At 70.3% G+C, this 24,371-nt stretch carries 21 protein-coding genes; 11 read left to right on the top strand and 10 right to left on the bottom strand.

All coding sequences use genetic code 11. The features are described from left to right. Positions 1-157 precede the first annotated feature (157 nt). A complete protein-coding gene (locus tag OG718_RS15050; RefSeq protein WP_443055338.1) occupies positions 158-961 on the bottom strand; it encodes a response regulator transcription factor in 804 nt (267 codons plus the stop codon). Between the two features lie 158 nt (positions 962-1,119). On the opposite strand from OG718_RS15050, the gene OG718_RS15045 reads away from it, so the two are divergent. Together OG718_RS15045 and OG718_RS15040 are read left to right on the top strand one after the other, a co-directional pair. Next, positions 1,120-2,805, top strand: a complete 1,686-nt coding sequence (locus OG718_RS15045) for an AMP-binding protein (protein ID WP_328844359.1) — start codon at positions 1,120-1,122, stop codon at positions 2,803-2,805. A 32-nt stretch (positions 2,806-2,837) separates the two neighbouring features. After that, complete coding sequence (locus OG718_RS15040; RefSeq protein ID WP_143642045.1) at positions 2,838-4,451, top strand: AMP-binding protein; 1,614 nt, start codon at positions 2,838-2,840, stop codon at positions 4,449-4,451. Between the two features lie 56 nt (positions 4,452-4,507). Here OG718_RS15040 and OG718_RS15035 read toward each other — a convergent pair whose 3' ends face one another. Both OG718_RS15035 and OG718_RS15030 read right to left on the bottom strand, forming a co-directional pair. Continuing rightward, positions 4,508-5,068 carry a GNAT family N-acetyltransferase gene (locus OG718_RS15035; protein ID WP_143641947.1) on the bottom strand — a complete coding sequence of 187 codons (561 nt, stop codon included), beginning with the start codon at positions 5,066-5,068 and terminating at the stop codon, positions 4,508-4,510. Positions 5,069-5,106: 38 nt separating this feature from the next. Beyond that, complete coding sequence (locus tag OG718_RS15030) at positions 5,107-6,003, bottom strand: hypothetical protein (protein ID WP_328844358.1); 897 nt, start codon at positions 6,001-6,003, stop codon at positions 5,107-5,109. A gap of 275 nt (positions 6,004-6,278) precedes the next feature. On the opposite strand from OG718_RS15030, the gene gcl reads away from it, so the two are divergent. Further along, complete coding sequence (gcl, locus tag OG718_RS15025; protein ID WP_143641950.1) at positions 6,279-8,063, top strand: glyoxylate carboligase; 1,785 nt, start codon at positions 6,279-6,281, stop codon at positions 8,061-8,063. Between the two features lie 460 nt (positions 8,064-8,523). Here gcl and OG718_RS15020 read toward each other — a convergent pair whose 3' ends face one another. From OG718_RS15020 to OG718_RS15005, 4 genes are all read right to left on the bottom strand, one after another. Then, positions 8,524-8,751 carry a hypothetical protein gene (locus tag OG718_RS15020; protein ID WP_143641952.1) on the bottom strand — a complete coding sequence of 76 codons (228 nt, stop codon included), beginning with the start codon at positions 8,749-8,751 and terminating at the stop codon, positions 8,524-8,526. 423 nt (positions 8,752-9,174) lie between these two features. Then, a complete protein-coding gene (locus OG718_RS15015; RefSeq protein ID WP_328844357.1) occupies positions 9,175-10,632 on the bottom strand; it encodes a catalase in 1,458 nt (485 codons plus the stop codon). Between the two features lie 207 nt (positions 10,633-10,839). Further along, on the bottom strand, positions 10,840-11,733 hold the full coding sequence (locus OG718_RS15010; protein WP_328844356.1) for a 2-hydroxy-3-oxopropionate reductase: 894 nt from the start codon (positions 11,731-11,733) through the stop codon (positions 10,840-10,842). A 45-nt stretch (positions 11,734-11,778) separates the two neighbouring features. Continuing rightward, complete coding sequence (locus OG718_RS15005) at positions 11,779-12,636, bottom strand: TIM barrel protein (RefSeq protein ID WP_143641957.1); 858 nt, start codon at positions 12,634-12,636, stop codon at positions 11,779-11,781. 290 nt (positions 12,637-12,926) lie between these two features. Here OG718_RS15005 and OG718_RS15000 point away from each other — a divergent pair, with 290 nt between their 5' ends. The 7 genes from OG718_RS15000 to OG718_RS14970 all read left to right on the top strand — a co-directional run bounded on the left by OG718_RS15000 (position 12,927) and on the right by OG718_RS14970 (position 18,845). Then, positions 12,927-13,178 carry a hypothetical protein gene (locus tag OG718_RS15000; protein ID WP_143641959.1) on the top strand — a complete coding sequence of 84 codons (252 nt, stop codon included), beginning with the start codon at positions 12,927-12,929 and terminating at the stop codon, positions 13,176-13,178. Further along, positions 13,175-13,543, top strand: coding sequence for a helix-turn-helix domain-containing protein (locus OG718_RS14995; protein WP_328844355.1), 369 nt, complete (start codon positions 13,175-13,177; stop codon positions 13,541-13,543). The genes OG718_RS15000 and OG718_RS14995 overlap by 4 nt, the downstream gene beginning before the upstream one ends. 289 nt (positions 13,544-13,832) lie before the next feature. After that, entirely contained in the window at positions 13,833-14,351 is a 519-nt protein-coding gene (gene uraD / locus OG718_RS14990) for a 2-oxo-4-hydroxy-4-carboxy-5-ureidoimidazoline decarboxylase (RefSeq protein WP_143641963.1), read from the top strand. Further along, positions 14,348-14,755, top strand: a complete 408-nt coding sequence (gene uraH, locus OG718_RS14985) for a hydroxyisourate hydrolase (RefSeq protein WP_143641965.1) — start codon at positions 14,348-14,350, stop codon at positions 14,753-14,755. Before uraD ends, uraH begins: the two co-directional genes overlap by 4 nt. A 7-nt stretch (positions 14,756-14,762) precedes the next feature. After that, positions 14,763-15,695, top strand: coding sequence for a factor-independent urate hydroxylase (pucL, locus tag OG718_RS14980; RefSeq protein ID WP_143641967.1), 933 nt, complete (start codon positions 14,763-14,765; stop codon positions 15,693-15,695). 129 nt (positions 15,696-15,824) lie between these two features. Then, positions 15,825-17,204, top strand: coding sequence for an 8-oxoguanine deaminase (locus OG718_RS14975; protein WP_143641969.1), 1,380 nt, complete (start codon positions 15,825-15,827; stop codon positions 17,202-17,204). Positions 17,205-17,522: 318 nt separating this feature from the next. Continuing rightward, positions 17,523-18,845, top strand: coding sequence for a nucleobase:cation symporter-2 family protein (locus OG718_RS14970; protein ID WP_443055337.1), 1,323 nt, complete (start codon positions 17,523-17,525; stop codon positions 18,843-18,845). 130 nt (positions 18,846-18,975) lie between these two features. Here the strand turns inward: OG718_RS14970 and OG718_RS14965 are convergent, their stop codons facing one another. The 3 genes from OG718_RS14965 to OG718_RS14955 form a co-directional block, all read right to left on the bottom strand. After that, positions 18,976-19,821 carry a chitosanase gene (locus tag OG718_RS14965; protein WP_328844353.1) on the bottom strand — a complete coding sequence of 282 codons (846 nt, stop codon included), beginning with the start codon at positions 19,819-19,821 and terminating at the stop codon, positions 18,976-18,978. A gap of 118 nt (positions 19,822-19,939) precedes the next feature. Beyond that, the gene (locus OG718_RS14960; RefSeq protein ID WP_328844352.1) at positions 19,940-22,153 is read right to left on the bottom strand and encodes an alpha-N-acetylglucosaminidase; all 2,214 of its coding nucleotides are present in this window, start codon (positions 22,151-22,153) and stop codon (positions 19,940-19,942) included. A 356-nt stretch (positions 22,154-22,509) separates the two neighbouring features. After that, a complete protein-coding gene (locus OG718_RS14955) occupies positions 22,510-23,337 on the bottom strand; it encodes an AraC family transcriptional regulator (protein WP_143641975.1) in 828 nt (275 codons plus the stop codon). Positions 23,338-23,433: 96 nt separating this feature from the next. Between OG718_RS14955 and OG718_RS14950 the strand changes: the two genes are divergently transcribed. Beyond that, on the top strand, positions 23,434-24,336 hold the full coding sequence (locus OG718_RS14950) for an SDR family oxidoreductase (protein ID WP_443055051.1): 903 nt from the start codon (positions 23,434-23,436) through the stop codon (positions 24,334-24,336). Positions 24,337-24,371: the final 35 nt, after the last annotated feature.

Genomic DNA, 24,371 nt, shown 5'->3' with positions numbered 1-24,371 from the left:
ATTTCGGAGGGTTGCGCCGTGAGGGAAATAACAGAGATCAGGTATACGGGATTTCAGCGTGCCCGTGCATGTATAGAGCGCGGGGGGAGGTATGGACCTTCAGAGCCGTGGTCCGGGCGAGGTATGGACCTTCAAGGCGGCAGGCAAGGGCGGAATCTCAGGGCAGCAGCCCCGCCCGCCGCGCCGCGACCACGGCCTCCAGCCGCGTGTGCGCGCCCAGCTTGCGCATCGCCGAGCGCAGATAGGCCTTCACGGTCTCCGGACGCAGCCCGAGCCGGTCCGCGGCGGCCGCGTTGGTCGTACCGATCGACACGCAGGCAAGAACGTCCAGCTCACGAGGGGTGAGCCGGACCCTCCGGGCCGTCGGCGCCGGGCCGGGCGAGGCGGTGAGAGTGGCGCAGACCGCCAGGAGCTCCGCCCGCAGCGCCGGGTCCACGACGCGCGGGGCCAGCGCGCGAAGCGCCCCGTGCGCCTCCCGGACCCGCTCCCACGCCGCGCCCTCGGTGCCGTCCGGCGTCACCTCCGGCTCGCGCGCCGCCGCCAGCAGGCCCTGCGCCTCGTCCCGTACGACCAGTGACTGCTCCACGTCCCGCGCCGCCTCCACGGCCGCGGCCAGTGTCCGGTCGCCGAGGGGCTGGGCCGTGCGCAGGGCGCCGTACAGGACGCCGCGGACCCGGCGGCGTACGACGACCGGCACCGCGAGGATGGCCCGCAGCCCCTCCGCGGCGACCGCGGCGTCGTACTCGTGGCTGATCTGCCGGGAGGAGGAGTAGTCCAGGACGGCGCACGGCCGGGCCAGGGCGACCGCCTTGCCGCCGAGGCCGTTGCCCGACGACACCGCGAGCGCGCTGAGCGCCGCCGTCGCCGTACCGTTGAGCTCGCTGATCCGCACCTGATGGCGGCCCGGCTCGACCAGGCCGCCGAAGGCCACGGGCAGCCCCGTCGTCCGCCGCAGCCGCATCAGCGCGCCGCGCAGCTCCACCGCTTCGGTCGCGCCAGTTGCCACGTGCTCGTCCCTTCACCACAGCGCACCCCCCGTTCGGGGGTGGTGAGACCCGCATCACGGATTACACGATGTGAGTGAGCCGCCCGGCAATGGTCCGGGTCCGAGGAGGACAGATGACTACGCCGCCGACGACGCCGACGGAGCGCTTCCGCAGCGCGCGGGACTTCCTGCTGGAGCACCGCGAGGACTACGCCACGGCCTACGAGGGCTTCGTCTGGCCCCGCCCCGAGCACTTCAACTGGGCGCTCGACTGGTTCGACCCCATCGCCCACGGCAACGCCAGGACCGCGCTGCACATCGTCGAGGAGGACGGCCACGAGACCGAGCTGTCCTTCGGCGAGCTGTCCGTGCGCTCGGACGAGGTCGCGGGCTGGCTGCGCGAGCTGGGCGTGCGCGCCGGGGACCGCATCCTCGTCATGCTCGGCAACCAGGCCGAGCTGTGGGTGACGGCGCTCGCCGCGATGAAACTGCGCGCCGTGGTCATCCCGGCCACCCCGCTGCTCGGCCCCGCCGACCTGCGCGACCGCGTCGAGAGGGGCCGGGTCCGGCACGTGATCGTGCGCGCCGGGGACACCGGCAAGTTCGACGAGGTGCCGGGCGACTACACACGCGTCGTGGTCGGCGGCGAGCACCCGGGCTGGCAGTCGTACGAGGACGTGTACGACCGAGCCTCGGACGTGTTCAGGCCCGACGGCCCGACCAGGGCGGACGACCCGCTGATGCTCTACTTCACCTCGGGCACCACCGCCCGCCCCAAGCTCGTCGAGCACACCCACACGTCGTACCCGATCGGCCACCTGTCGACCATGTACTGGATCGGCCTCAAGCCGGGTGACGTGCACCTGAACATCTCCTCACCCGGCTGGGCCAAGCACGCCTGGTCGAACCTCTTCGCGCCCTGGAACGCCGAGGCGACCGTCTTCCTCCACAACTACACGCGCTTCGACGCGGCCCGTCTGATGGCCGAGATGGACCGAGCGGGAGTGACCACGTTCTGCGCCCCGCCCACCGTCTGGCGCATGCTCATCCAGGCCGACCTGACCCAGCTGCGTACGCCCCCGCGCGAGGCCGTCGCCGCGGGTGAACCGCTGAATCCCGAGGTCATCGAGCAGGTGCGGCGCGCCTGGGGCGTCACGATCCGCGACGGCTTCGGGCAGACCGAGACGGCCGTGCAGGTGTCCAACAGCCCGGGTCAGCCGCTGAAGACGGGCTCCATGGGGCGGCCGAGCCCCGGCTTCAAGGTCGAACTGCTCGACCCGGTCACGGGCGCGCCCGGCGCCACGGAGGGCGAGATCGCGCTCGACCTGTCCGCACGGCCCGTCGGCCTGATGACCGGCTACCACGGCGACCCCGACCGTACGGCCGAGGCGATGGCCGACGGCTACTACCGCACCGGCGACATCGGTTCACGCGACGCCGAGGGCTACATCACGTACGTGGGCCGCAGCGACGACGTCTTCAAGGCCAGCGACTACAAGATCAGCCCCTTCGAGCTGGAGAGCGCGCTCCTGGAACACGAGGCCGTCGCCGAGGCGGCCGTCGTGCCCGCCCCGGACGAACTGCGGCTCGCGGTCCCGAAGGCGTACGTCGTGCTGGCGGAGGGCTGGGAGCCGGGGCCCGACACCGCGAAGGTCCTCTTCGAGCACTCGCGTACGGCCCTCGCCCCGTACAAGCGCATCCGCCGCCTGGAGTTCGCCGACCTGCCCAAGACGGTGTCCGGAAAGATCCGCCGGATCGAGCTGCGCGAGGCGACGGCCGCCGGGTCGGACGCCGAGTACCGCGAGGAGGACTTCCGGTGAGCGAGGTGAGTGAGGTGGATGCGGTGAGTGGGATGGGCGAACTGTCGTACACGCACGGGACGAGCGGGACTTCACTGGTCGGCGACACCATCGGAGCCAACCTGGACCGGGCCGTCGCGGCCTGGCCGGACCGCGAGGCACTCGTCGACGTACCGTCCGGGCGGCGCTGGACGTACGCCGAATTCGCCGCGGACGTCGACCGGTTGGCCCGCGCGCTGCTCGCCGGCGGGGTCGCCAAGGGTGACCGGGTGGGCATCTGGGCGGTGAACTGCCCGGAGTGGGTGCTCGTCCAGTACGCCACCGCCCGCATCGGCGCGGTCATGGTGAACATCAACCCGGCCTACCGCACCCACGAGGTCGAGTACGTCCTCAAGCAGGCGGGCATCTCGGTCCTGTTCGCCTCGCTCAGCCACAAGACGAGCGACTACCGGGCCATGGTCGGGCAAGTGCGGGGAAAATGCCCGCAGTTGAGGGAGACCGTCTACCTCGGCGACCCGAGCTGGGACGCGCTGATCGCCCGGGGCACTCCCGACCTGGACGAGGAGCTCCGTGCGCGCCGGAGCGAGCTGTCCTGCGACGACCCGATCAACATCCAGTACACGTCGGGCACGACGGGATTCCCCAAGGGCGCGACCCTCTCCCACCACAACATCCTCAACAACGGCTATTTCGTGGGGGAGTTGATCGCCTACACCGAGCAGGACCGGATCTGCGTCCCCGTGCCCTTCTACCACTGCTTCGGCATGGTCATGGGCAACCTCGCCGCGACCTCGCACGGCGCGTGCATCGTGATCCCGGCCCCGTCCTTCGACCCGACGGCGACCCTGCGCGCGGTCCAGGATGAGCGCTGTACGTCCCTCTACGGCGTACCGACCATGTTCATCGCGGAGTTGAACCTCCCGGACTTCGCGACGTACGACCTGTCCTCCCTGCGGACCGGCATCATGGCGGGCTCGCCCTGCCCGGTCGAGGTGATGAAACGGGTGGTCTCCGAGATGCACATGGCGGAGGTCTCCATCTGCTACGGCATGACCGAGACCTCGCCCGTGTCCCTCCAGACCCGCCGCGACGACGACCTGGAGCACCGCACCGGCACGGTCGGACGCGTCCTGCCGCACATCGAGGTCAAGGTCGTCGACCCGGCGACCGGCACGACCCTGCCGCGCGGCTCGGCGGGCGAACTGTGCACCCGCGGCTACAGCGTGATGCTCGGCTACTGGGACGAGCCCGAGAAGACCGCCGAGGCCGTCGACGCCGGGCGGTGGATGCACACCGGGGACCTGGCCGTGATGCTCGACGACGGGTACGTACAGATCGTCGGCCGGATCAAGGACATGATCATCCGGGGCGGCGAGAACATCTACCCGCGGGAGATCGAGGAGTTCCTGTACGCGCACCCGAAGATCGCGGACGTACAGGTGGTGGGTGTGCCGCACGAACGGTACGGCGAGGAGGTGCTGGCCTGTGTCATTCCGCGCGATGCGGGGGATCCGCCGACGTTGGGGGAGGTGCGGGACTTCTGTGAGGGGAGGCTGGCGCACTACAAGGTGCCCAGTCGGTTGCGGGTCATGGAGGACTTCCCGATGACGGTGTCCGGGAAGGTGCGGAAGGTCGAGTTGCGGGAGGGGGCTGCTGGGGGTGTTTGACGGCTGCGGGCCGGTGGGGGCCGGGCGCGCAGTTCCCCGCGCCCCTTGCGGGGCGCTCAGGCCATGGCCCTGTACATGCACACCCGGGGCCAGCGGTCGAGGCCGTGCTCGGCTTCCGTTGCGCGGATCTTGCGCAGGCCCGGGGTGAGTTCGGGTTCGGTCAGGGCGCGGAAGCCGATGCGCTCGTAGTAGGGCGCGTTCCAGGGGACCTCCGTGAAGGTGGTCAGCGTGAGACCGGTCAGGCCCTGGTCGCGTGCGTGGTCGGCGGCGTACGCGATCAGGGTCCGGCCCACGCCCCGGTGCGCGGCGTCCGGGTGGACGGAGACCTGCTCGATGTGGAAGGCGCCGTCCACGGGTTCGCCGACCAGGTACGCGACGGGGCGGCCGGCATCCCCGCCACCCTCGGCCTCTTCACCCTCGGCCCCATCACCCTCGGTCTCGTCACCTTCGGCGACCCAGGCGTGGCCCGCCTTCCGGAAGCGCTCCAGCAGTTCGAGCGCGGGCGGCTCGTCGTCGGCGATCTCCGTCATGCCCAGGGTGCGGAAGGGTGCGCCCGCGGCCCGCTCGATGTCCTGGAGCAGCGGGAGGTCGGCGGGAGTGGCCGCTCTGATGCGCATGACGTCAAGTATGCGGTCGTGTCGGGGAGTCGGGGTACTCAGTTACCCGTGGCTATCAGGTCGTCGGCGAGGCTGTTCACCGGCTGTGGGGTGCCGGTGAGGTCCAGTACGAACAGGGGGATGCCGAGGGAGTCGGCGCAGACGCGGGCGTCCTCCTCGTAGCCGGCCAGCGAGAAGTAGACGCAGCCCGCCGACTCCGTCATCGCCGTCAGCCACAGGCACTCCACGTCCCGCAGGGAGGCCGGTCGCACGGTCGGGTCGACCTGGGCCAGGATCCCGCGGGCCGCCAGACCTATCCCGGAGGGCGGCCGCTGGTCGGCCCGCCGGATGTCCCGGTACCCGAGCCAGCGCAGATACAGCGCGGCGGCGGTCACGGCGTCCCGGGCCGTGCGGATGACCACCGGCTGGAACGCGGGGCGGGGGGACGGGGCGGTACGGGGGAGGGGGATGGCGGCTGCGGGGAGACGGCCGGCCCGGCCGGTCCGCTCGGCCCGGGGCTTCCGGGGCGGGCGGCCGGAGTGCTCGCGTGAGCCCTCGTACGGGCCCTCACGTGAACCCTCGTACGAGCCTTCGTGAGAGCCCGCACGGGAGCCGCCCTGAGGGCTCTTGCCGGTGCCAGTGCCGGAGGAGTGCGGTTCGTCGGCGCCCGAGGGTCCCGTGTCGCCGTCGGCCCCCGGCTCCGTCACCGGTACCCGTAGCACCACCCCGCAGGGGCACCCCAGCTCCGGACGGGGCCAGTGGTCCGTCCGCCCGCAGGCCTCGCAGCGGATCGTCACCCAGCCCTCGTCCCAGGTGTGGTGCGTGACGGGCTCCGGGAGCGTGCCCCGGTCGAGGACGGGCGCCACAGGCGCTCCGCACACGCACGGGTACGACGGCGCCGCATAGACATGCTCGCGCCGACAGGCCGGACACCTCACCGGCACGTTCTCGGACATGACCCTCTCCAGAACACCGTGACACCACAACGCCACATTGGGACAGCGCCTCCATCGTCCTCCGGAACCCCTTCCTCCGGCAGCGAAACGATCCGACGCCCCGTGATTCCCCGACTGCCGACCGGTCGCCGGCTGCCCGCCGGCCCTTGACGCCCCCCGGCCTCCCACCTACATTGCTTCCAGATAGTAGAAGTTAGTTTCCGTAATACGGAATTTGAAGCTCTCCGCGGGGCGCGACGGGAGCCCGAATCCGACGGCCGAAGCAGGAGTACGCAATGGCTCGTATGACCGCTGCCCGCGCGGCAGTTGAGATCCTCAGGCGTGAGGGCGTCACCAGCGCGTTCGGTGTCCCGGGCGCGGCGATCAACCCCTTCTATGCGGCGCTCAAGGCCTCCGGCGGAATCAGTCACACCCTCGCCCGCCATGTCGAGGGCGCCTCCCACATGGCGGAGGGCTACACCCGCACCGCACCCGGCAACATCGGCGTCTGCATCGGTACGTCAGGTCCCGCGGGCACCGACATGATCACCGGTCTGTACTCCGCGACCGGCGACTCCATCCCGATCCTGTGCATCACGGGCCAGGCGCCGACCGCCGTGATCCACAAGGAGGACTTCCAGGCCGTCGACATCGCGTCGATCGCCAAGCCGGTCGCCAAGATGGCGGTCACCGTGCTGGAGGCCGCGCAGGTCCCGGGCGTCTTCCAGCAGGCCTTCCACCTGATGCGCTCGGCCCGCCCGGGACCGGTCCTCATCGACCTTCCCATCGACGTCCAGCTGACGGAGATCGAGTTCGACCCGGAGACGTACGAGCCGCTGCCGGTCTACAAGCCGTCCGCGACCCGTGCCCAGGTCGAGAAGGCGATCACGCTCCTGAACGAGTCGGAGCGGCCGCTGATCGTCGCGGGCGGCGGCATCATCAACGCGGACGCCTCCGAACTCCTCGTGGAGTTCGCCGAGTTGACCGGCACACCGGTCGTCCCCACCCTCATGGGCTGGGGCATCCTGCCCGACGACCACGAGCTGAACGCCGGCATGGTCGGTCTGCAGACCTCGCACCGCTACGGCAACGCGACCTTCCTGGAGTCCGACTTCGTCCTCGGCATCGGCAACCGCTGGGCCAACCGCCACACCGGCAGGCTGGACGTCTACACGGCGGGCCGGAAGTTCGTGCACGTCGACATCGAGCCCACCCAGATCGGCAAGATCTTCGCCCCGGACTACGGGATCGCCTCGGACGCGAAGGCCGCTCTTGAGCTGTTCGTCGAGGTGGCAAGGGAGTTGAAGGCCGCGGGCAGGCTGCCCGACCGCTCCGCGTGGGCCCAGGCCGCCCAGGACAGGAAGGCGACCCTCCAGCGCCGTACGCACTTCGACGACATCCCCATCAAGCCGCAGCGCGTCTACGAGGAGATGAACAAGGCCTTCGGCCCCGAGACCCGGTACGTCACCACCATCGGCCTCTCGCAGATCGCCGGCGCCCAGATGCTGAACGTCTACCGGCCGCGGCACTGGATCAACTGCGGTCAGGCGGGCCCCCTCGGCTGGACCGTCCCGGCCGCGCTGGGTGTCGCCAAGGCCGACCCCGAGGCGCAGGTGGTCGCGCTCTCCGGCGACTACGACTTCCAGTTCATGATCGAGGAGCTGGCCGTCGGGGCCCAGCACCGGATCCCGTACGTGCATGTGCTGGTGAACAACTCCTATCTGGGCCTGATCCGTCAGGCGCAGCGGGCGTTCGACATCGACTTCCAGGTCAACCTGGAGTTCGAGAACCTCAACTCGCCCGAGCTGGGCGTCTACGGCGTCGACCACGTCAAGGTCGTCGAGGGCCTCGGCTGCAAGGCGATCCGGGTCACCGACCCGAGCGAGCTGGGCGCCGCCCTCGAACAGGCGAAGAAGCTCGCCGTCGAGTTCCGGGTCCCGGTCGTCGTCGAGGCGATCCTGGAGCGCGTCACCAACATCTCGATGTCCACGACCAACGACATCAGCAACGTCGTGGAGTTCGAGGAGATCGCGACCGAGCCGGGCCACGCGCCCACGTCCATCAAGACCCTGAAGGTCTGACAAGCCCCTGGGAGAGAGCGGCTCAAGGGGAAGAACCGAGGCCCCCGTCCTGAGGATCCAGGACGGGGGCCTCTCGGCGTGTTCAGTTCGAGCGGCCCCCGCCGCCACCCGAACGGAATCCGCCGCCCCCGTGCTTCCCCCCGTCTCCGGACGCCCCCGACGTCCGAAGTACCGTGCCGGACCGGCCGGACCGGGAGACGCCTCGGAGCGGCATCAACGCGGACTTCTCTCGCCCAGGCGTTGAAATCAACATGCTCATACGTCTCACCCCCGTCTCAGGCCAAGCCCGCTGTTCTTCGTATGGGGCCCGCCGCCCCCGTGCCGGCGGGCCCCATGTGCTGAGAATGTGCCCTGAAGCACAGTGAGTTGAAGCCCTCGGAGGCATATTCAGAGGTTGATTTGAGGGTTCCGTATCCGACGTACGCACACAGACGTACACGCGCGGACGTACGTACGGACGTCACTCGGCCGCGTGGTGCTCCGACAGGCCCGGCCAGTCGTCGGGCCCGCCGCCCTGCCAGTCGATGATGTCGCTCTCCTCCACCTCGATCTCGTCCAGGTCGGCGAGGCGCAGGATCTCGACGACGTCGTCGAGGTGGTAGGCGATGCCGAGGGTCTCGCTGCCCGCGGTGACCCGGCGCGAGCCGTCCAGCGCCGGAGGGTGTACGACGATGCTGGGAAGGTCCATGCATCCAGGCTGCTGCGCGGCCGTGGAATCCGCACCCCGAAAGCGACGGGTGTTTCCGCGGACTGCGAAGAGCGCCCGGTACGGACGGCGAAGACGTGCCGGGCACGGACGGCCGAGAGCGCCCGGCACGGACGACGAAGAGCGCCGGGTACGGGACCGTCCGTATCCGGCGCTCTTCGCCGACTCGTTCAGGTGTCGTCCGGGGACCGCGGCGGTCGTGACGGGCCGGGGCCGCCCATCCCTCAGGTCGAGAAGGGGGCTCCGGGGCCTTCACCACCGCACTGGCTCACGTACCGCCGCGGCCCTCGGCCGGCCCGCTCCGCCCGTCGACAACCCCTCATCCGGGTCCACGGGCTTCACGGGCGACGCGCCTGGGGTCCGACCTCCCGTCAGACCCGGGGCGCAGCTTGGGAGTTGAGAGGGTTACTCCTCGCGCAGGGCGAGGACCGCCTCCTCCACGCGCCTGCCGTACTCGGGGTCGGCGGCGTGGAAGTGGGCGAGGTTCTTCTCGATCACGTCGTCGCGGGAGACCTGGGAGAGGCCGCCGGCGATGTTGGCGACCAGCCGGGACCTCTCCTCCTCCGACATCAGCCGGTACAGCTCGCCCGCCTGGAAGAAGTGGTCGTCCTTGGTGTGGAGCGGGGTCTCGTACGCGCCGGTGTGGCCGTTCACCGCGAGCGGCGCCGACAGGGGGCGGCCGGTCTCCGTCGGGCCGCCGTACGAGTTCGGCTCGTAGTTCCTCGCCGCGCGGCCCTGGGAGTTGGCAGCCATGAGGCCGTCCCGGCCGTAGTTGCTCGCCACCGTCGCCCTGGGGGCGTTGACCGCCAGCAGGGTGTGGTTGACGCCCAGCCGGTAACGGTGCGCGTCCGCGTACGCGAACAGGCGGCCCTGGAGCATCTTGTCCGGCGAAGGACCGATACCGGGAACGAAGTTGTTCGGGGAGAACGCGGCCTGCTCGACCTCCGCGAACACGTTGTCCGGGTTGCGGTCCAGGACCAGCCGACCCACCCGCCGGAGCGGGTAGTCCTCGTGCGGCCAGACCTTCGTCAGGTCGAACGGGTTGAAGCGGTAGCCGTCCGCCTCGGCCGCCGGCATGACCTGGACGTACAGGGTCCAGGACGGACGCACCCCGCGCTCGATGGCCTGGAGCAGGTCAGTCTGGTGCGAGTTGGGGTCCTTGCCCGCGATCTCCGCGGCCTGCTCGGAGGAGAGGCTGCGGATGCCCTGGTTCGTCTTGAAGTGGTACTTGACGAAGAAGGCCTCGCCCTCGGCGTTCGTCCACTGGTAGGTGTGCGAGCCGTAGCCGTTCATGTGGCGGTACGAGGCCGGGATGCCGCGGTCGCCCATCAGCCAGGTGATCTGGTGCGTGGCCTCGGGGGCGTGCGCCCAGAAGTCCCAGACGTTGTCAGGCTCCTGCCTGCCCGTGAACGGGTCGCGCTTCTGGGAGTGGATGAAGTCCGGGAACTTGACCGGGTCCTTGATGAAGAACACCGGGGTGTTGTTCCCGACGAGGTCGTAGTTCCCCTGCTCCGTATAGAACTTGACCGCGAAGCCGCGCGGGTCGCGCACCGCGTCCGCGCCGCCCAGGCTGTCCGCCACCGTCGAGAAGCGCAGGAAGACCTTGGTGCGCCTGCCGACCGTGCTCAGGAAGTCCGCGTACGTGAAGCCGGTGACGTCGTCGGTCACCTCGAAGTGGCCGTACGCGCCCGAGCCGCGGGCGTGCACCACCCGCTCCGGAATGCGCTCGCGGTTGAACCGGGCGAGCTTCTCGAGCAGGTGCTGGTCCTGGAGGAGGAGCGGGCCGCCGGCGCCGGCGGAGGCGGAGTTCTGGTTGTCGGCGACCGGGGCGCCGGACTCTGTCGTGAGCACGCGCTTCGACATCGTGACCTTCCGTACGAGGGGCAGCGGAATTCTTCGGAAGTTGTTTTCCGCTTTGTGGAGCCTAGGTTTGGGGCGATCCGGACGTCAACGGTTTGTTGAAGTTCGACGGTCGGGGTGATGGGTTCCGGGCGGCGCCACCGCTTGGGCGCGACAGGACAGGTGTCAGCGGCGGCGCCGCCCGGAGGTCTTTGTGAGGCCGGATGACCGTCAGATCTGCGCGCCGGAGAGGCGCTCTACCGCGCGCAGCAGGGCGGAGTGGTCGAGGCCGCCGTCGCCCTGGGTTCGCAGCGAGGCGACGAGCTGGGCGACCACGGCACCGACGGGCAGCGCGGCACCGACGTTGCGGGCGGCGTCCGTGACGATGCCCATGTCCTTGTGGTGCAGGTCGATACGGAAGCCGGGCTTGAAGTCGCGGTTCAGGAAGTTGTCCTTCTTGCGCGTCAGGACGGTCGAGCCGGCGAGGCCGCCGTTCAGGACGTCGAGGGCCGCCCTCAGGTCGACGCCCGACTTCTCCAGGAAGACCACGGCCTCGGCGCACGCCTGGATGTTCACGGCGACGATCAGCTGGTTCGCGGCCTTCACGGTCTGGCCGGAGCCGTGCGGACCGCACAGCACGATGGTCTTGCCGAGCGCCTCGAAGATCGGCTCGGCCTGGTCGAAGTCGGCCTGCTCGCCACCGACCATGATGGACAGCACGGCCTCGACCGCCCCGGCCTCGCCACCGGACACCGGTGCGTCCAGGACCCGTATGCCCTTGTCCTTCGCGGCCTTCGCCAGGTTCACGGAGGTCTGCGGGGTGATGGAGGACATGTCGATCAGGAGCGCGCCGGACCTCGCGTTCTCCAGGATCCCGTCGGGCCCGTACGCGATGGCCTCGACCTGCGGGGAGGCGGGCACCATCGTGATCACCACGTCGGCGTCCCGTACGGCCTCGGCGATCGAGCCGGCCGCGGTGCCGCCGGCGGCGGTCAGCCGGTCCAGCTTGTCCTGTTCCAGGGTGAACCCGGTGACGTCGTAACCGGCCTTGATCAGGTTCTCCGACATGGGGGAGCCCATGATGCCGAGGCCGACCCAGGCGACCTTGGGGTGTGTGCTGCTCATGAGGGTGCCTCTCTGAAAGCTCTTGGTACGTCGATGAGTTGGCGCTCAGCGCGCCGCGCGGGCCTCGGCGGGCAGCCACTCGAAGGCCTCGGCGCTGGGGCGGTCGCCCGGCTTGTACTCCAGGCCGACCCAGCCCTCGTACCCCTGCTTGCGGAGCCGGCCGAGCAGCTCCTCCAGGGGGAGTGAGCCGGTGCCCGGGGCGCCGCGGCCCGGGTTGTCGGCGATCTGGACGTGGCCGGTCCTCGCCGCGTACCGGTCGATCACCGACGGCAGGTCCTCGCCGTTCATGGACAGGTGGTAGAGGTCCATCAGGAACTTGGCGTTGCCGAGCCCGGTCGCCTCGTTGACCCTGTCGACGACCGCGATCCCGGCCGGGGCGGTCACCAGCGGATAGAGCGGTGACTCGGGCTTGTTGAGGGTCTCGATCAGCAGGACCGCGCCGATGCGGTCGGCCGCGCGGGCCGCCAGCACCAGGTTCTCCAGGGCGAGTTCGTCCTGCACGGCCGGGTCCACGCCCTCGACGCGGTTGCCGTACAGCGCGTTGAGCGCCCCGCAGCCCAGCGACTGCGCGAAGTCCGCGGCCACATCGATGTTCGCGCGGAACCGCTCGGACTCCTCGCCGGGGATCGACAGCGCGCCCCGGTCCGGGCCCGGCAGCTGTCCGGCGTAGAAGTTCAGGCCCGTGAGCTGTACGCCCGCGTCCTCGATCGCCTTCTTCAGGGCGTCGAGCTCGGCGCGCTCGGGGGTGGGGGAGTCGACCCAGGGCCACCACAGCTCGACCGCGGTGAAGCCCGCCGCGGCGGCGGCCGCGGGGCGCTCCAGAAGCGGGAGCTCCGTGAAGAGGATCGACAGGTTGACGTTGAAGCGCTGCTCAGCGGCTGCATCCATCGAGAAACCGGGCATGTGGGTCGGCGCTCCCTTCCGTGTCGAGTAGTTCCGTATTGCGGAAGTTAGTTTCTGCTTGATGGAAAGGCTGCCCGCGTCGGGGAACCTTGTCAAGAGGGGTTGCCCGGAAAAGCCGCCCGGGTGGCGGGAGGTCCGGGCGGATTCGCCCCAGCGGCACCACCGCCGTTCGATCGGGTGTTCCTCACGGGTGGCGTGCGGGTCGGCTAGGGTCGCTTGCGCGCCCGACAGCCCCCGCGTCACGTGGGCCGGGGGAACGGGCAGGTCGGAGCCGATGCCATGGGGGCACAGTGCGATTGAGAGTGGAGTTCACGACCGAGCCCTTCGATCTCGACGAGGCTCCGCGGCACGCGCTGGTCGCCCGCGAGGTCATCGAGGCGGCCGAACTGGACGCCGTGGACGTCGGCCCGTTCGGCAACACAGCGGAGGGCGGCGCGGACTCGGTGCTCACCGCGGTCGACGCGCTGCTGCGCCAGGCACTGGAGGCGGGCGCCACCCGGGTCTCGCTCCAGGTCAACGTGATCGGGGAGGGGGGCGAGTGACCGGAATCGGGGACGACCCCTTCGTCACGGCCGTGAAGCCACTGGTCGACGCCATGGGCGGCGAGATGTTGCCGCCCGGCCAGGCGGGACCCGACGACGTCGTGCTCTCCTGGGAGGGCGCCGACGTCGTCGCCGTGCGTCTGCCCCAGCTCGCCGACTCGCTGGACCACATCCTGGCCGCCCTGGAGCGCAAGCGGGGCAAGCCGCTGGCCGCCCTGGACCGCAAGGCCAAGCAGGAGGTCGTACGGATACTCGAGGCGCGCGGCGCCTTCTCCGTGCGGCACGGCGTGGAGACCGTAGCGGGCGCGCTCGGCGTCAGCCGGTTCACCGTCTACAACTATCTGAACCGCGAGAAGGGCGCCTGAGTCGCGAGAGGGATGCCTGAACCGCGAGAAGGGCGTCTGATCCGCCGCCCGTCGGCGGCGTGCAGCCGACAGGCCTCTGACCTGGTGTGACGCGGTCACGGGCGACCGGCCGGGGGTCCCGCGCCGCACGGCCGGGAGCCTCCGGGCCTCCTCCGCGGTCCGCCATGCGGGCGACGGTTTCCGCTTCCCGGATTTGTTACCCGGATTTTTCAACAAAGTGTTGACGTGATGTTTCCGAGGGCGTTAGCTAATCCGCAGCCCGTCCAGCACAAGGCCACGGAGGCTTCCCGTGACTTCGAATACGACATCCGGCGGCCTCGCCCGTTTCAACGCCGTGGAGGAGCACGCCGCCTACGCCGCCCTCCACGAGGTCTGCGCCTCGGCGACCTGGGCACACCGGCTGCTCGCCCGCCGCCCGTACGCCACCACCGACGAACTCTTCGCGGAGAGCGACGCCGCCACGGCGGGCCTGACCGACACGGACCTCGACGAGGCGATGGCGGGCCATCCGCCGATCGGACGCCCGAAGCCCGGAGACCCGACCTCCTCGCGCGAACAGCGCGGCATGGCCGGCTCCTCCGAGGAGCTGAAGGCGGAGATGCTCGAACTGAACCTGGCCTACCAGGAGAAGTTCGGCCATGTCTTCCTGATCTGCGCGACCGGCCGCACCGGCGAGCAGATGCGCGACGCGGTCAGGGAACGGATCGGCAACGCCCCCGGGCGGGAGCGCGAGATCGTGCGTACCGAACTGGGAAAGATCAACCGCATCCGGCTCGCCCGACTCGTCGAAGAGGACGCACCCGTATGAGCACCGAGACCACCGCTTCCGTGTCCACGCACATCCTGGACACCAGCGTCGGCCGCCCCGCCGAGGGTGTCGCCGTCCAACTCGCCGCCCGCGCCGGCCGCGAGGCGGACTGGCAGGCACTCGGCGGCTCCGCGACCGACGCGGACGGCCGGTGCAAGGACCTGCCGGCGCTGCCGGAGGGCACCACACACGTACGGCTCGACTTCGCGGTCGAGGCGTACTTCTTGAAGTTCGAGAAGAAGCAAGCCGATGCGCAGCAGGACGCCCCCGCGAGCCGGGACAGCGGCAGCGTAGGAGCGTTCTTCCCGGAGGTGGCGATCACGTTCGCCGTCGTGCCGGGCGAGCACTTCCACGTACCGCTGCTGCTCAACCCGTTCGGCTACTCCGTATACCGAGGGAGCTAGCAGACACATGCCCACGATCCTGGGACAGAACCAGTACGGCAAGGCCGAGAACCGAGTCGTAAAGATCACGCGGGACGGCGCCACCCACCACATCAAGGACCTGAACGTCTCCGTCGCGCTCTCGGGCGACATGGACGAGGTCCACCTCTCCGGCTCGAACGCCAACGTCCTGCCGACGGACACCACCAAGAACACGGTGTACGCCTTCGCCAAGGAGCACGGCATCGAGTCCGCCGAGCAGTTCGGCATCCACCTCGCCCGGCACTTCGTGACGAGCCAGGAGCCGATCGGGACGGCCCGGATCCGTATCGAGGAGTACGCCTGGGAGCGGATCGCGACCTCCGACGCGAACTCCAGGTTCATCGGCGCCGACGAGGTCAAGCACTCCTTCGTCCGCCAGGGCCAGGAGACCCGCGTCACGCAGATCACGTACGACGGTTCGTCGTGGGAGGTCGTCTCCGGACTCAAGGACCTGGTCGTGATGAACTCGACCAACTCCGAGTTCTGGGGCTACGTCAAGGACAAGTACACGACGCTCCCCGAGGCGTACGACCGCATCCTGGCCACCCAGGTCTCCGCCCGCTGGCGGTTCAACTGGACCGACGACGAGCAGAAGACGCCCAACTGGGAGAAGTCCTACGAGCAGGTGAAGAAGCACATGCTCCAGGCCTTCGCCGAGACGTACTCGCTGTCGCTCCAGCAGACCCTGTACCAGATGGGCTCGCGGATCATCGAGAACCGCGGTGAGATCGACGAGGTCCGCTTCTCACTGCCGAACAAGCACCACTTCCTCGTCGACCTGGAGCCGTTCGGACTCAAGAACGATACCGCCGAGGGAGCTGTGTACTTCGCGGCCGACCGCCCGTACGGCCTGATCGAGGCCACGATCCTGCGGGACGGCTGCGAGCCGAAGATCCCGGTCGACCTCACCAACCTCTGAACCAGCCTCTGACGCCCCCATTTCGGCACCCGCGGCCCGCCCGCCCGGACGGGCCGCGGCACTCAAAGCTCCCAGGGTCCTGCCGTGCCCACTCCAACTCAGCGATTCCTCAGCGAAGAAGGACGAACCATGGCAGCAGACCCGCGCATCGTCATCGAGAACTGTGCGATCGCGACCGTGGACGCCGACGACACCGAGTACGCGTCCGGTCACCTGGTCCTGGCGGGCAACCGCATCGAGTCGCTCGGCACGGGCAGGGCCCCTCAGGGCCTGGAGAACGTCGTACGCCGTATCGACGCGACCGGCCATCTCGTGACCCCGGGCCTGGTCAACACCCACCACCACTTCTACCAGTGGATCACCCGCGGCCTCGCCACGGACCACAACCTCTTCAACTGGCTCGTCGCCCTGTACCCGACCTGGGCGCGCATCGACGAGCGCATGACGTACGCGGCCTCCCAGGGCTCGCTCGGCATGATGGCCCGCGGCGGAGTCACCACCGCCATGGACCACCACTACGTCTTTCCGCGGGGCTCCGGCGACCTGTCCGGCTCGATCATCCGGGCCGCCCGCGAGATGGGTGTCCGCTTCACGCTGGCCCGCGGCTCCATGGACCGCAGCGAGAAGGACGGCGGGCTGCCGCCGGACTTCGCGGTCGAGACCCTCGAAGGGGCCCTCGCCGCCACCGAGGCGACGGTCGACGAACACCACGACGCGTCCTTCGGCGCGATGACGCAGGTGGCCGTGGCCCCCTGCTCGCCCTTCTCGGTGTCGACCGAACTCCTCAAGCAGGGAGCCGAGTTGGCCCGTCGCAAGGGCGTCCGCCTGCACACGCACGGCTCGGAGACGGTCGAGGAGGAGCAGTTCTGCAAGGAGCTGTTCGGGATGGGCCCGACCGACTACTTCGAGTCGACCGGCTGGCTCGGCGAGGACGTGTGGATGGCGCACTGCGTCCACATGAACGACTCCGACATCGCCGCCTTCGCCCGTACGAAGACCGGGGTGGCCCACTGCCCCTCGTCCAACGCCCGTCTGGCGGCCGGGATCGCGCGTGTCCCCGACATGCTGGCGGCCGGCGTCCCGGTCGGACTCGGCGTCGACGGCACCGCGTCGAACGAGTCCGGCGAACTCCACACCGAACTGCGCAACGCCCTGCTGATCAACCGCCTCGGCGCCCATCGAGAGGCGGCGCTGAACGCCCGGCAGGCGCTGCGGCTCGGCACGTACGGAGGGGCCCAAGTCCTGGGCAGGGCAGGGGAGATCGGCTCGCTGGAGGCCGGGAAGCTGGCCGACCTGGTGCTGTGGAACCTGGACACCCTGGCCCACGCGTCGATCGCCGACCCGGTCACCGCCCTCGTCTTCGGCGCCGCGGCGCCGGTCACCGCCTCCTTCGTCAACGGCGAGCAGATCGTCGAGAACGGCCGACTGCTGCACGTCGACGAGGACGCCATCGCCCGCTCCACGCGGGACGAGGCTCAGCGCCTCGCGCGGATCGCCGCGCAGGCCTGACACATCAAGACCTCCGGCTGAGGGGGACGGCCCTCGGCCGGTGGCCGTGGACCCGAGCGGGGCCCACGGCGACCGTCTCCGGGGCACGCGCACGGACGTGCGCGCGCCCCGGAACGGTCTCCCGCCACGCTCCCTTCGTGACGGGCATCGTCCCGGTCCCGCACGACCGCGCCCCACCTCCCTGAAACCCACGTCGACGCCGACGTGCAACCGACCGGAGGAGCCGCCGTGGCCGCCCAGCCCACGTCCAGCAGTACGGACGCAGACCCAACTCGCCCGCACAAACACCCAGTTGACGAGAAACTCCCTGCCCTGAAGATGGCCACGAGCGGTCTGCAGCACGTGGCCGCCATGTACGCGGGCGTCGTCGCCCCGCCCCTGATCGTCGGCGCGGCCGTGGGCCTGACCGCGACCGAACTGACCTTCCTCACCGGCGCCTGTCTGTTCACCGCGGGCCTCGCCACCTTCCTCCAGACCCTCGGGATCTGGAAGATCGGCGCCCGGCTGCCGTTCGTCAACGGCGTCACCTTCGCCGGGGTCGCCCCGATGATCGCGATCGTCAACTCCACCGACGACAGGAGCGACGCACTGCCGGTCATCTTCGGCGCGGTCATCGTCGCCGGCGTACTCGGCTTCTTCGCCGCCCCGTTCTTCAGCAAGGCGGTCCGCTTCTTCCCGCCCGTCGTCACCGGCACGGTCATCACGCTCATCGGCATATCCCTGATGCCGGTCGCCTTCGGCTGGGCACAGGGCCCCAACCCCACTGCTGACGACTACGGTTCCACCACCAACCTGGGCCTGGCGGGCGCGACCCTCGTCATCGTCCTGCTCCTGCGCCGCTTCACCCGCGGCTTCGTCAAACAGATCGCCGTGCTGCTCGGCCTGGTCGTCGGCACGCTCGTCGCCATCCCCTTCGGCGCCACCGACTTCGGGCCGGTGGCCGACGCGGCCGTGGTCGGTTTTCCCACGCCGTTCCACTTCGGCGCCCCGCAGTTCCAACTCGCCGCGATCGTCTCGATGTGCGTGGTGATGGTGGTCTCGATGACCGAATCGACCGCGGACATGCTGGCGTTGGGGGAGATCGTCGAGCGACCGGCCGACGAGAGGACGATCGCGGCGGGCCTGCGCGCCGACACCCTCGGCTCGGCCCTCAGCCCGCTCTTCAACGGCTTCATGTGCAGCGCCTTCGCCCAGAACATCGGCCTGGTCGCCATGACGCGGATCCGCAGCCGGTACGTCGTCGCCACGGGCGGCGGTTTCCTGGTCCTGATGGGCCTCTGCCCGATGGCCGCCTCGCTCATCGCCGTCGTACCCCGCCCCGTGCTCGGCGGCGCGGGCGTCGTGCTGTTCGGCTCGGTCGCCGCGAGCGGCATCCAGACCCTCGTCAAGGCAGGTCTGGAGAAGGACAACAACGTCCTGATCGTGGCTGTCTCGCTGGCCGTCGGCATCATCCCGATCACGGCGCCGGAGTTCTACCACGCGTTCCCGGAGACCGCGAAGATCATCCTGGACTCGGGGATCTCGACGGGGTGCGTGGCGGCGGTCGCCCTGAACCTCGTCTTCAACCACCTCGGCGGGGGACGCGCGGCCGACGACGAGGTGACGTCCCCGATGGATCCGCAGCCGGCCTCGGTCCACTGACCCGCCCGTACGGGACCTCCCGCCACCGGGCCTCCCGTACGGACGGGCAGGGTGCGGCACGTCACGCGTGCCGCGCCCTTGGGTGTTCGGTCAGATGTTCAGCCGGTGGTGGCTGTGCTCCTCCGGCTTGTCAGCCGATGTGGTAGCTGTCCCCGTAGACCTGCCAGTCCAGGGGCGGATCCAGGTTCAGGTTCCGGTTCCTGAGGAAGACGCGCTGGGCGGTGTCCACCCGGCTGGTGTCCTCGTGGGCCTCCTCCTGCTTCATCGCCCACACCCGGGCGTCGAGGAAGGCGTTGAGGTACGTCACCTCGTCGCCGCCCTGGGCCGGGGGCCTGGCCCGGTCGAGCGCCCGCCTGCGGATGCTGCTGAAACTCGTACTGTCGCCGCCGTCGCCGTGCATCACGATGGCGTCGTAGTAGGCGAACTGGCCGAGCGTGCCGATGCCGTCGGCCTTGCCCCGCCCTACCGCGGGGTTGAAGTAGACGCGGTCCCGCTCGTCGTTCTGGGCCTGCCGGAACGCCTCGTCCTGGGCGGCCCGGCGCCAGGCGTCCGGGTATCCGGGGTCGAGGTCCTCGTGGGAGTCGGTGCCGTCGACGCGACGCAGGGCAGGCAGATACCCGGCCAGTACGTTGCCCGGCCTGCGCCGCGCGTACAGCTCGACGAGGTCGAGCATGTCGCCCGTACCGGAGCAGAAGCCGATGATCCCGGCCGTGTAGCCACGGCCGTCGCCGATGTCCTCGATGTACCTGTACTGCGCCTTCCAGTCCAGCGAGGAGTTCTCCGCGCTGGAGACCAGCTTCATGGCGATCTCCTTCTTCGCCGGGTCGTCGAGGCCGGCCGGCGCGGCGCTCGCGGACCTGGTGGCGATGACGGGACCTGCCACCAGGGATGCTCCGATCAGCGCGAGAAGCGTTCGACGCGAGGAGCGTATGTGGGGGGTGTGCACGGGACCTCCAGTGGGGTGGGAGTCGTTCATCCGTACTGTTAGGAAAGTTTCCTACCAGAGATTCGGAGTGACGTATACCCGTCAAGGAGGTGTGGGGTGGGGATGAGTCGAGGTCGTGTTGTGGGCCGGACGAGTGGCGCGGGACCGGTCAGCGGGTCGTGACCAGCAGTTCTCGTACGCGGACGGCGACTTCGTACGTGTCACCGATGGGCCGGGTGGCGAGGTTCCCCGGCCGGCGTGTCCAGCGCTCCTCCAGGGCGAACCAGTCGATGGCTTCCGGCGCGCGATTCCCGGCCGTCGCGGCCCGCAGTTCGGTGAAGTACGTCGACCACCGCAGTCGGTAGAGCCCGCCGACCAGGCCCGCCCACTCGCGGTTCGCGTAGTCGCGCAGTCCGGCGTCCGCGCCCTGCCGAGTGCCCCACACCGTCAGCAGGGACAGATTGTCGTACGCCAGTCGGTCCCGCTCCGCCGCGTCCGCGCCCCAGGCCCGCGCGTCGGCGACCCAACGCCCCAGCAGATGCCGGGAGTCGGTGGCCAGCAGGGTCTCCAGCACGTCCATCAGGGCGAGCCAGTTCCCGGTCGCCCGGTCGAAGCCGGGCGCGTCCCCGGCCTCGTACGTCTTCCTGACGCGGGGGAGGAGGACGCGGCTGCGGTTGGAGACGGCCTGGCGGGCCACGTCGAGGAGGTCGCTGCGGTACGCGGAGGAGTTCCGGAGGCTGGCGCGCACCCGGAGCAGTTCGCCGAGCGCGGGCTCGAACTCGTCGGCGTCGTACCGGAGTTGCTTGGGCGACCACTTGGCGGCCGACTTCGCTGTGAGCGAGGGGCGGGCACCGAACAGTCCGTCGGCGCCCTCGCTCCAGGAGTCGGCGCGTGTAGTGCCGTACGCGGTACGGCGAAGGATGTCCCAGGCGGCCTCGGCATGCGGATCGCGGGCCCCGTAGCGGGCGAGGGCCCACTCCCTGAACCACACCGTGAGGTCCAACTCGCCGTCCTCCCAGGCGAGTTCGGAGAAGAGATCGAAGGCGGCGGGGTTGTTGTTGGCCGCCTCGGGCAGCAGGGCGACACCGCGCAGGGTGCTGCCCGGCTTGGTGCGCCACTTGTTGAACAGCGCTGCCCAGTCAGGGGTGTTGGCGCCCAGGGTCGTATGGCCGCCGAAGTTCCAGATCGAGCCGAAGGCGTACGGGGTGTCGCCCCAGTCGGACTCGCGGTCCGTGACCTTCGGGAAACGGTCGGAGAGGCCGTCGATGACGAGCATGTGGGACTTGTCCACGGCGTCGACGATGGCCCGCGGCGGGTTGCGCTGCCAGCCGAGGATGACCCAGACCGCGTCCGGGTGTGCGGTGAGCAGGGCCTTCTCGACGCCCTTCGCCGCGTCGGCGACCGGGACGTCACCAGGGTCGCCGCCCTCGTGCAGCAGGTCTATCTTGTAGAGCGTCGAAGGGCCGCCGAACATCTCGTCCTGGGTCCGGTAGAAGGCCGCCGCGACGCGCGCGAAGTGCTCGGTGCGAGGGTCCAGCCAGTCGGGGCGCCCGAGTCCCATCCATCTGCCCTGAGGGACGGTGCGCGCCCCCTTGTTCCGGTCGGCGAAGCCCGGCGGGACCGTGCCGAAGTAGCCCGGGAACACGGGCGTCATCCCCAACTCCCGTACCCGGTCGGTGATTCGGCGCCCGAGCGCGGCCCGGGCGTCGAGGAGTTGCCGCGACACGGGATCCGGGAAGGCGGCGAGATTCTGCATCAGCCACCACGGCTGGTGGGCGGGCCCCGCGATCCACTGCCGCAGCTCCTCGTCCGTGTACCCGAACCCACGGAACACCCGGTGGTAGAGCGCGTCCGCGCCCGCGTACACGAGGACCTCGTTGTAGCCGTGCAGCGCCAGCACGTCGAGCTCGCGTTCCCAGTACGTCCAGTCGTTGTACGCGCCCGTGTAGCCGTCGTTCGTGTCGTTGAGGGCGAAGCGGTGCGGGACGCCGGCCTGCCGCGTGACCGTGCCGGGCGGGCCCGGCAGGTCTTTCGGGAGGTCGAGTTGCTCGCCCGCCCAGCTGATGTTCGCGTGGGTGACGTGCTTCAAGTACCAGCGCAGGCCCGTGAGTTGGGTGGCCGCGGTGTCGCCGGTGATGGTGATGCGGCCGGTTTCGCCGGAGACCCGGAAGGTATCCGGCTCGCCTGTCGCCTCGAATCGCAGCTGCCGCCAGTGGCGGGGGAGGAGCCGCCGGGCCGCCCTCGTTGCCGCCGCTGCTACCGCCTCCGTCACGGGTGCCTCCTTGGCCGGGGTGCCGTCCGAGTGCGCGGGTGCGTGGGAACAAGCGACGGTACCGGCCGCGCCGGCGACGGAGGTGAGGAACGCGCGACGGGCTAGCGGCATGGGGGTCTCCGGGGTCGCGGGGCGGGGCGGGGTGGGCGCCGTGGGAGGGATACCCCCGGTGGGGGGCCTGGGTACGGCGGTTGGGCCACATGGGGGAGAACCCGCGGTGAACTGGCCGAGGGGTTTCCTTCGCCCCCGCCGTCCCTTCCCGTCCCGTCCCTGGGGGCTGCCGCCCCCAGACCCCCGCTCATCGGCCTGAACGGCCTCGTCCTCAAACGCCGGACGGGCTGAAATGCCAGCCCTGGCCGCGAAGTATTCAGCCTCTCCGGCGTTTGAGGAGCGGGGGTTCGGGGGCTGGCCCCCGAGTAGTGACGGGAACGGGTAGGGGCGGCGGGGGCGAAAGAAACCCCCTCGGGTCACACCCGGCCCAGGGACTGACAGGGCTGGGCCACCGGGAGGCGGCCGGTGAAGAAGGAGCGGGGCGGGACGCCCATCAGGGTGCGGAAGTCGGCCGTCATATGGGACTGGTCGTAGTAGCCGGTGGACGCGGCAAGCTCGGCCCACCCCGTCGTCCCGGCGTGCGCCAGCACATGCCGCACCCGCCCGATCCGAGCAAAGTGCTTGGGAGAGACCCCAACCCCCTCGGCGAACAGATTGCGCAACTGCCGCTCACTCACGGCCAACCGCGCCGCCAACTCCCGCACCTGCGAAGGAACCCGCTCCACATCCGTCGACAGCGCCTCGACCGCGGCCCGCAACACCTCCCGCCGCGAACGCCCCGCCCCGTCATCGGCCGCAAGCCGCCCCGGCAGCACCTCCATCAACCGGCCCACCGCGTCCTCGCCCTCCAACCACCGCAACTCGCCCGCGAGTTGACGTGCGGACGAACCGGGAAGATCCCCGAGCCGCACCACGCGCCCCACGAGCTCGACCGCCGCGACACCGAGCAACGGCCGCGCCGTACCCGGCCCGAGCCGCACCTGCACACACGACGCGAGCCGCTTGCTCGTGTGATAGGTGGCCCGGGTGCGCGGCCCGACGACGAGCGTGTCCCGGTGACCGTTCTCGTCGACCCGGACGACCACCTTCGTCGCGGTGTCCGGGACACGGGTGAACGGCTCACGCGACTCACCACCGTCGCTGTCACTGTTGCTGCCGACCACCGCCCCGATCTCGATGCCGTCGATCCACGGCCGCAGCGCGTCGGGGGCGGGAAGCGCGCGCTCGGCAACGTCGTTGGTCACCCGTCCACCGTAGACGCGCCGGACAGCCGCACGGCCTGCCGAACCGTGCCGGAATTTCCTAGAGCTTCCGGCCACCCGCTCGACACGCTGGTGCCCATGATCCTCATCACCGGTGCCACGGGCACCATCGGCAGCGAAGTCGTACGACAGCTCGCACAGCGCGGGGAGAAGGTACGCGCAATGACCCGAGACCCGTCCCGGGCCCAAGCCCGGGCCAGGGCGCGGACCCGGACGCCCGACGGGGCAGGGGCAGGGGCGGAGGTGGAGGTCGAGGTGGTGCGAGGGGACTACCTCGACCCCGCCTCCGTGGACGCGGCCATGTCCGGCGCCTCGGCCGTGTTCCTCGTCGGCGTCCTGGGCCCGGACGACGCGGACCGCGACCGCGCCCTGGTCGAGCAGGCCCGCGCGGCGGGCGTACGCCGCGTCGTGAAGCTGTCGGCGATCGGCACCGGCGACCCCGCCCTCGGCAGGGTCGGCACCTGGCACCTCCCGGGCGAACAGGCCGTACGGGAGAGCGGGTTGGAGTGGACGGTCCTGCGCCCGTCGTCCTTCGCCTCGAACACCCTGAGCTGGGCCGAAGCGATCCAGGCGGGTGAACCCGTACCGAACATGACCGGCGACGGCCCGCAGGGTGTCATCGACCCGCGCGACGTCTCCGAGGTCGCCGTGGAGGCACTGCTCTCCGCACGGCACGCGGGCCACACCTACACGCTCACCGGTCCCGAGACGCTCGGCGTCCCCGACCAGGCAGCCATACTCGCCGAGGTCCTGGGCCGCCCGGTCGCCACCGAGGACCTCACTCCGGACGAGTCCCGCGCCCGGCTGACCGAGTGGGGCATGGCCGCGGAGTACGTGGAGGGTGTGCTGGCCGGCAGCGCGTACGTACGCGGTGGTGGCAACGCCGTCGTCACGGAGGGGGTGCGGCAGGTGCTGGGCCGGCCGCCCCGCACGTACCGGGAGTGGGCGGTGGACCACAGGGCGGCGTTCGGCGAGAACTGACACGCGGGGCGCGGCTGAAGGGGACGTCCCCTTCA

Origin of the sequence: Streptomyces sp. NBC_00258, from assembly GCF_036182465.1 — a bacterium.
In the GTDB taxonomy this organism is placed as follows: Bacteria; Actinomycetota; Actinomycetes; order Streptomycetales; family Streptomycetaceae; genus Streptomyces.
Note: the sequence above shows the minus strand (reverse complement) of the source record. Positions and strands in the feature narration are given on the sequence as shown.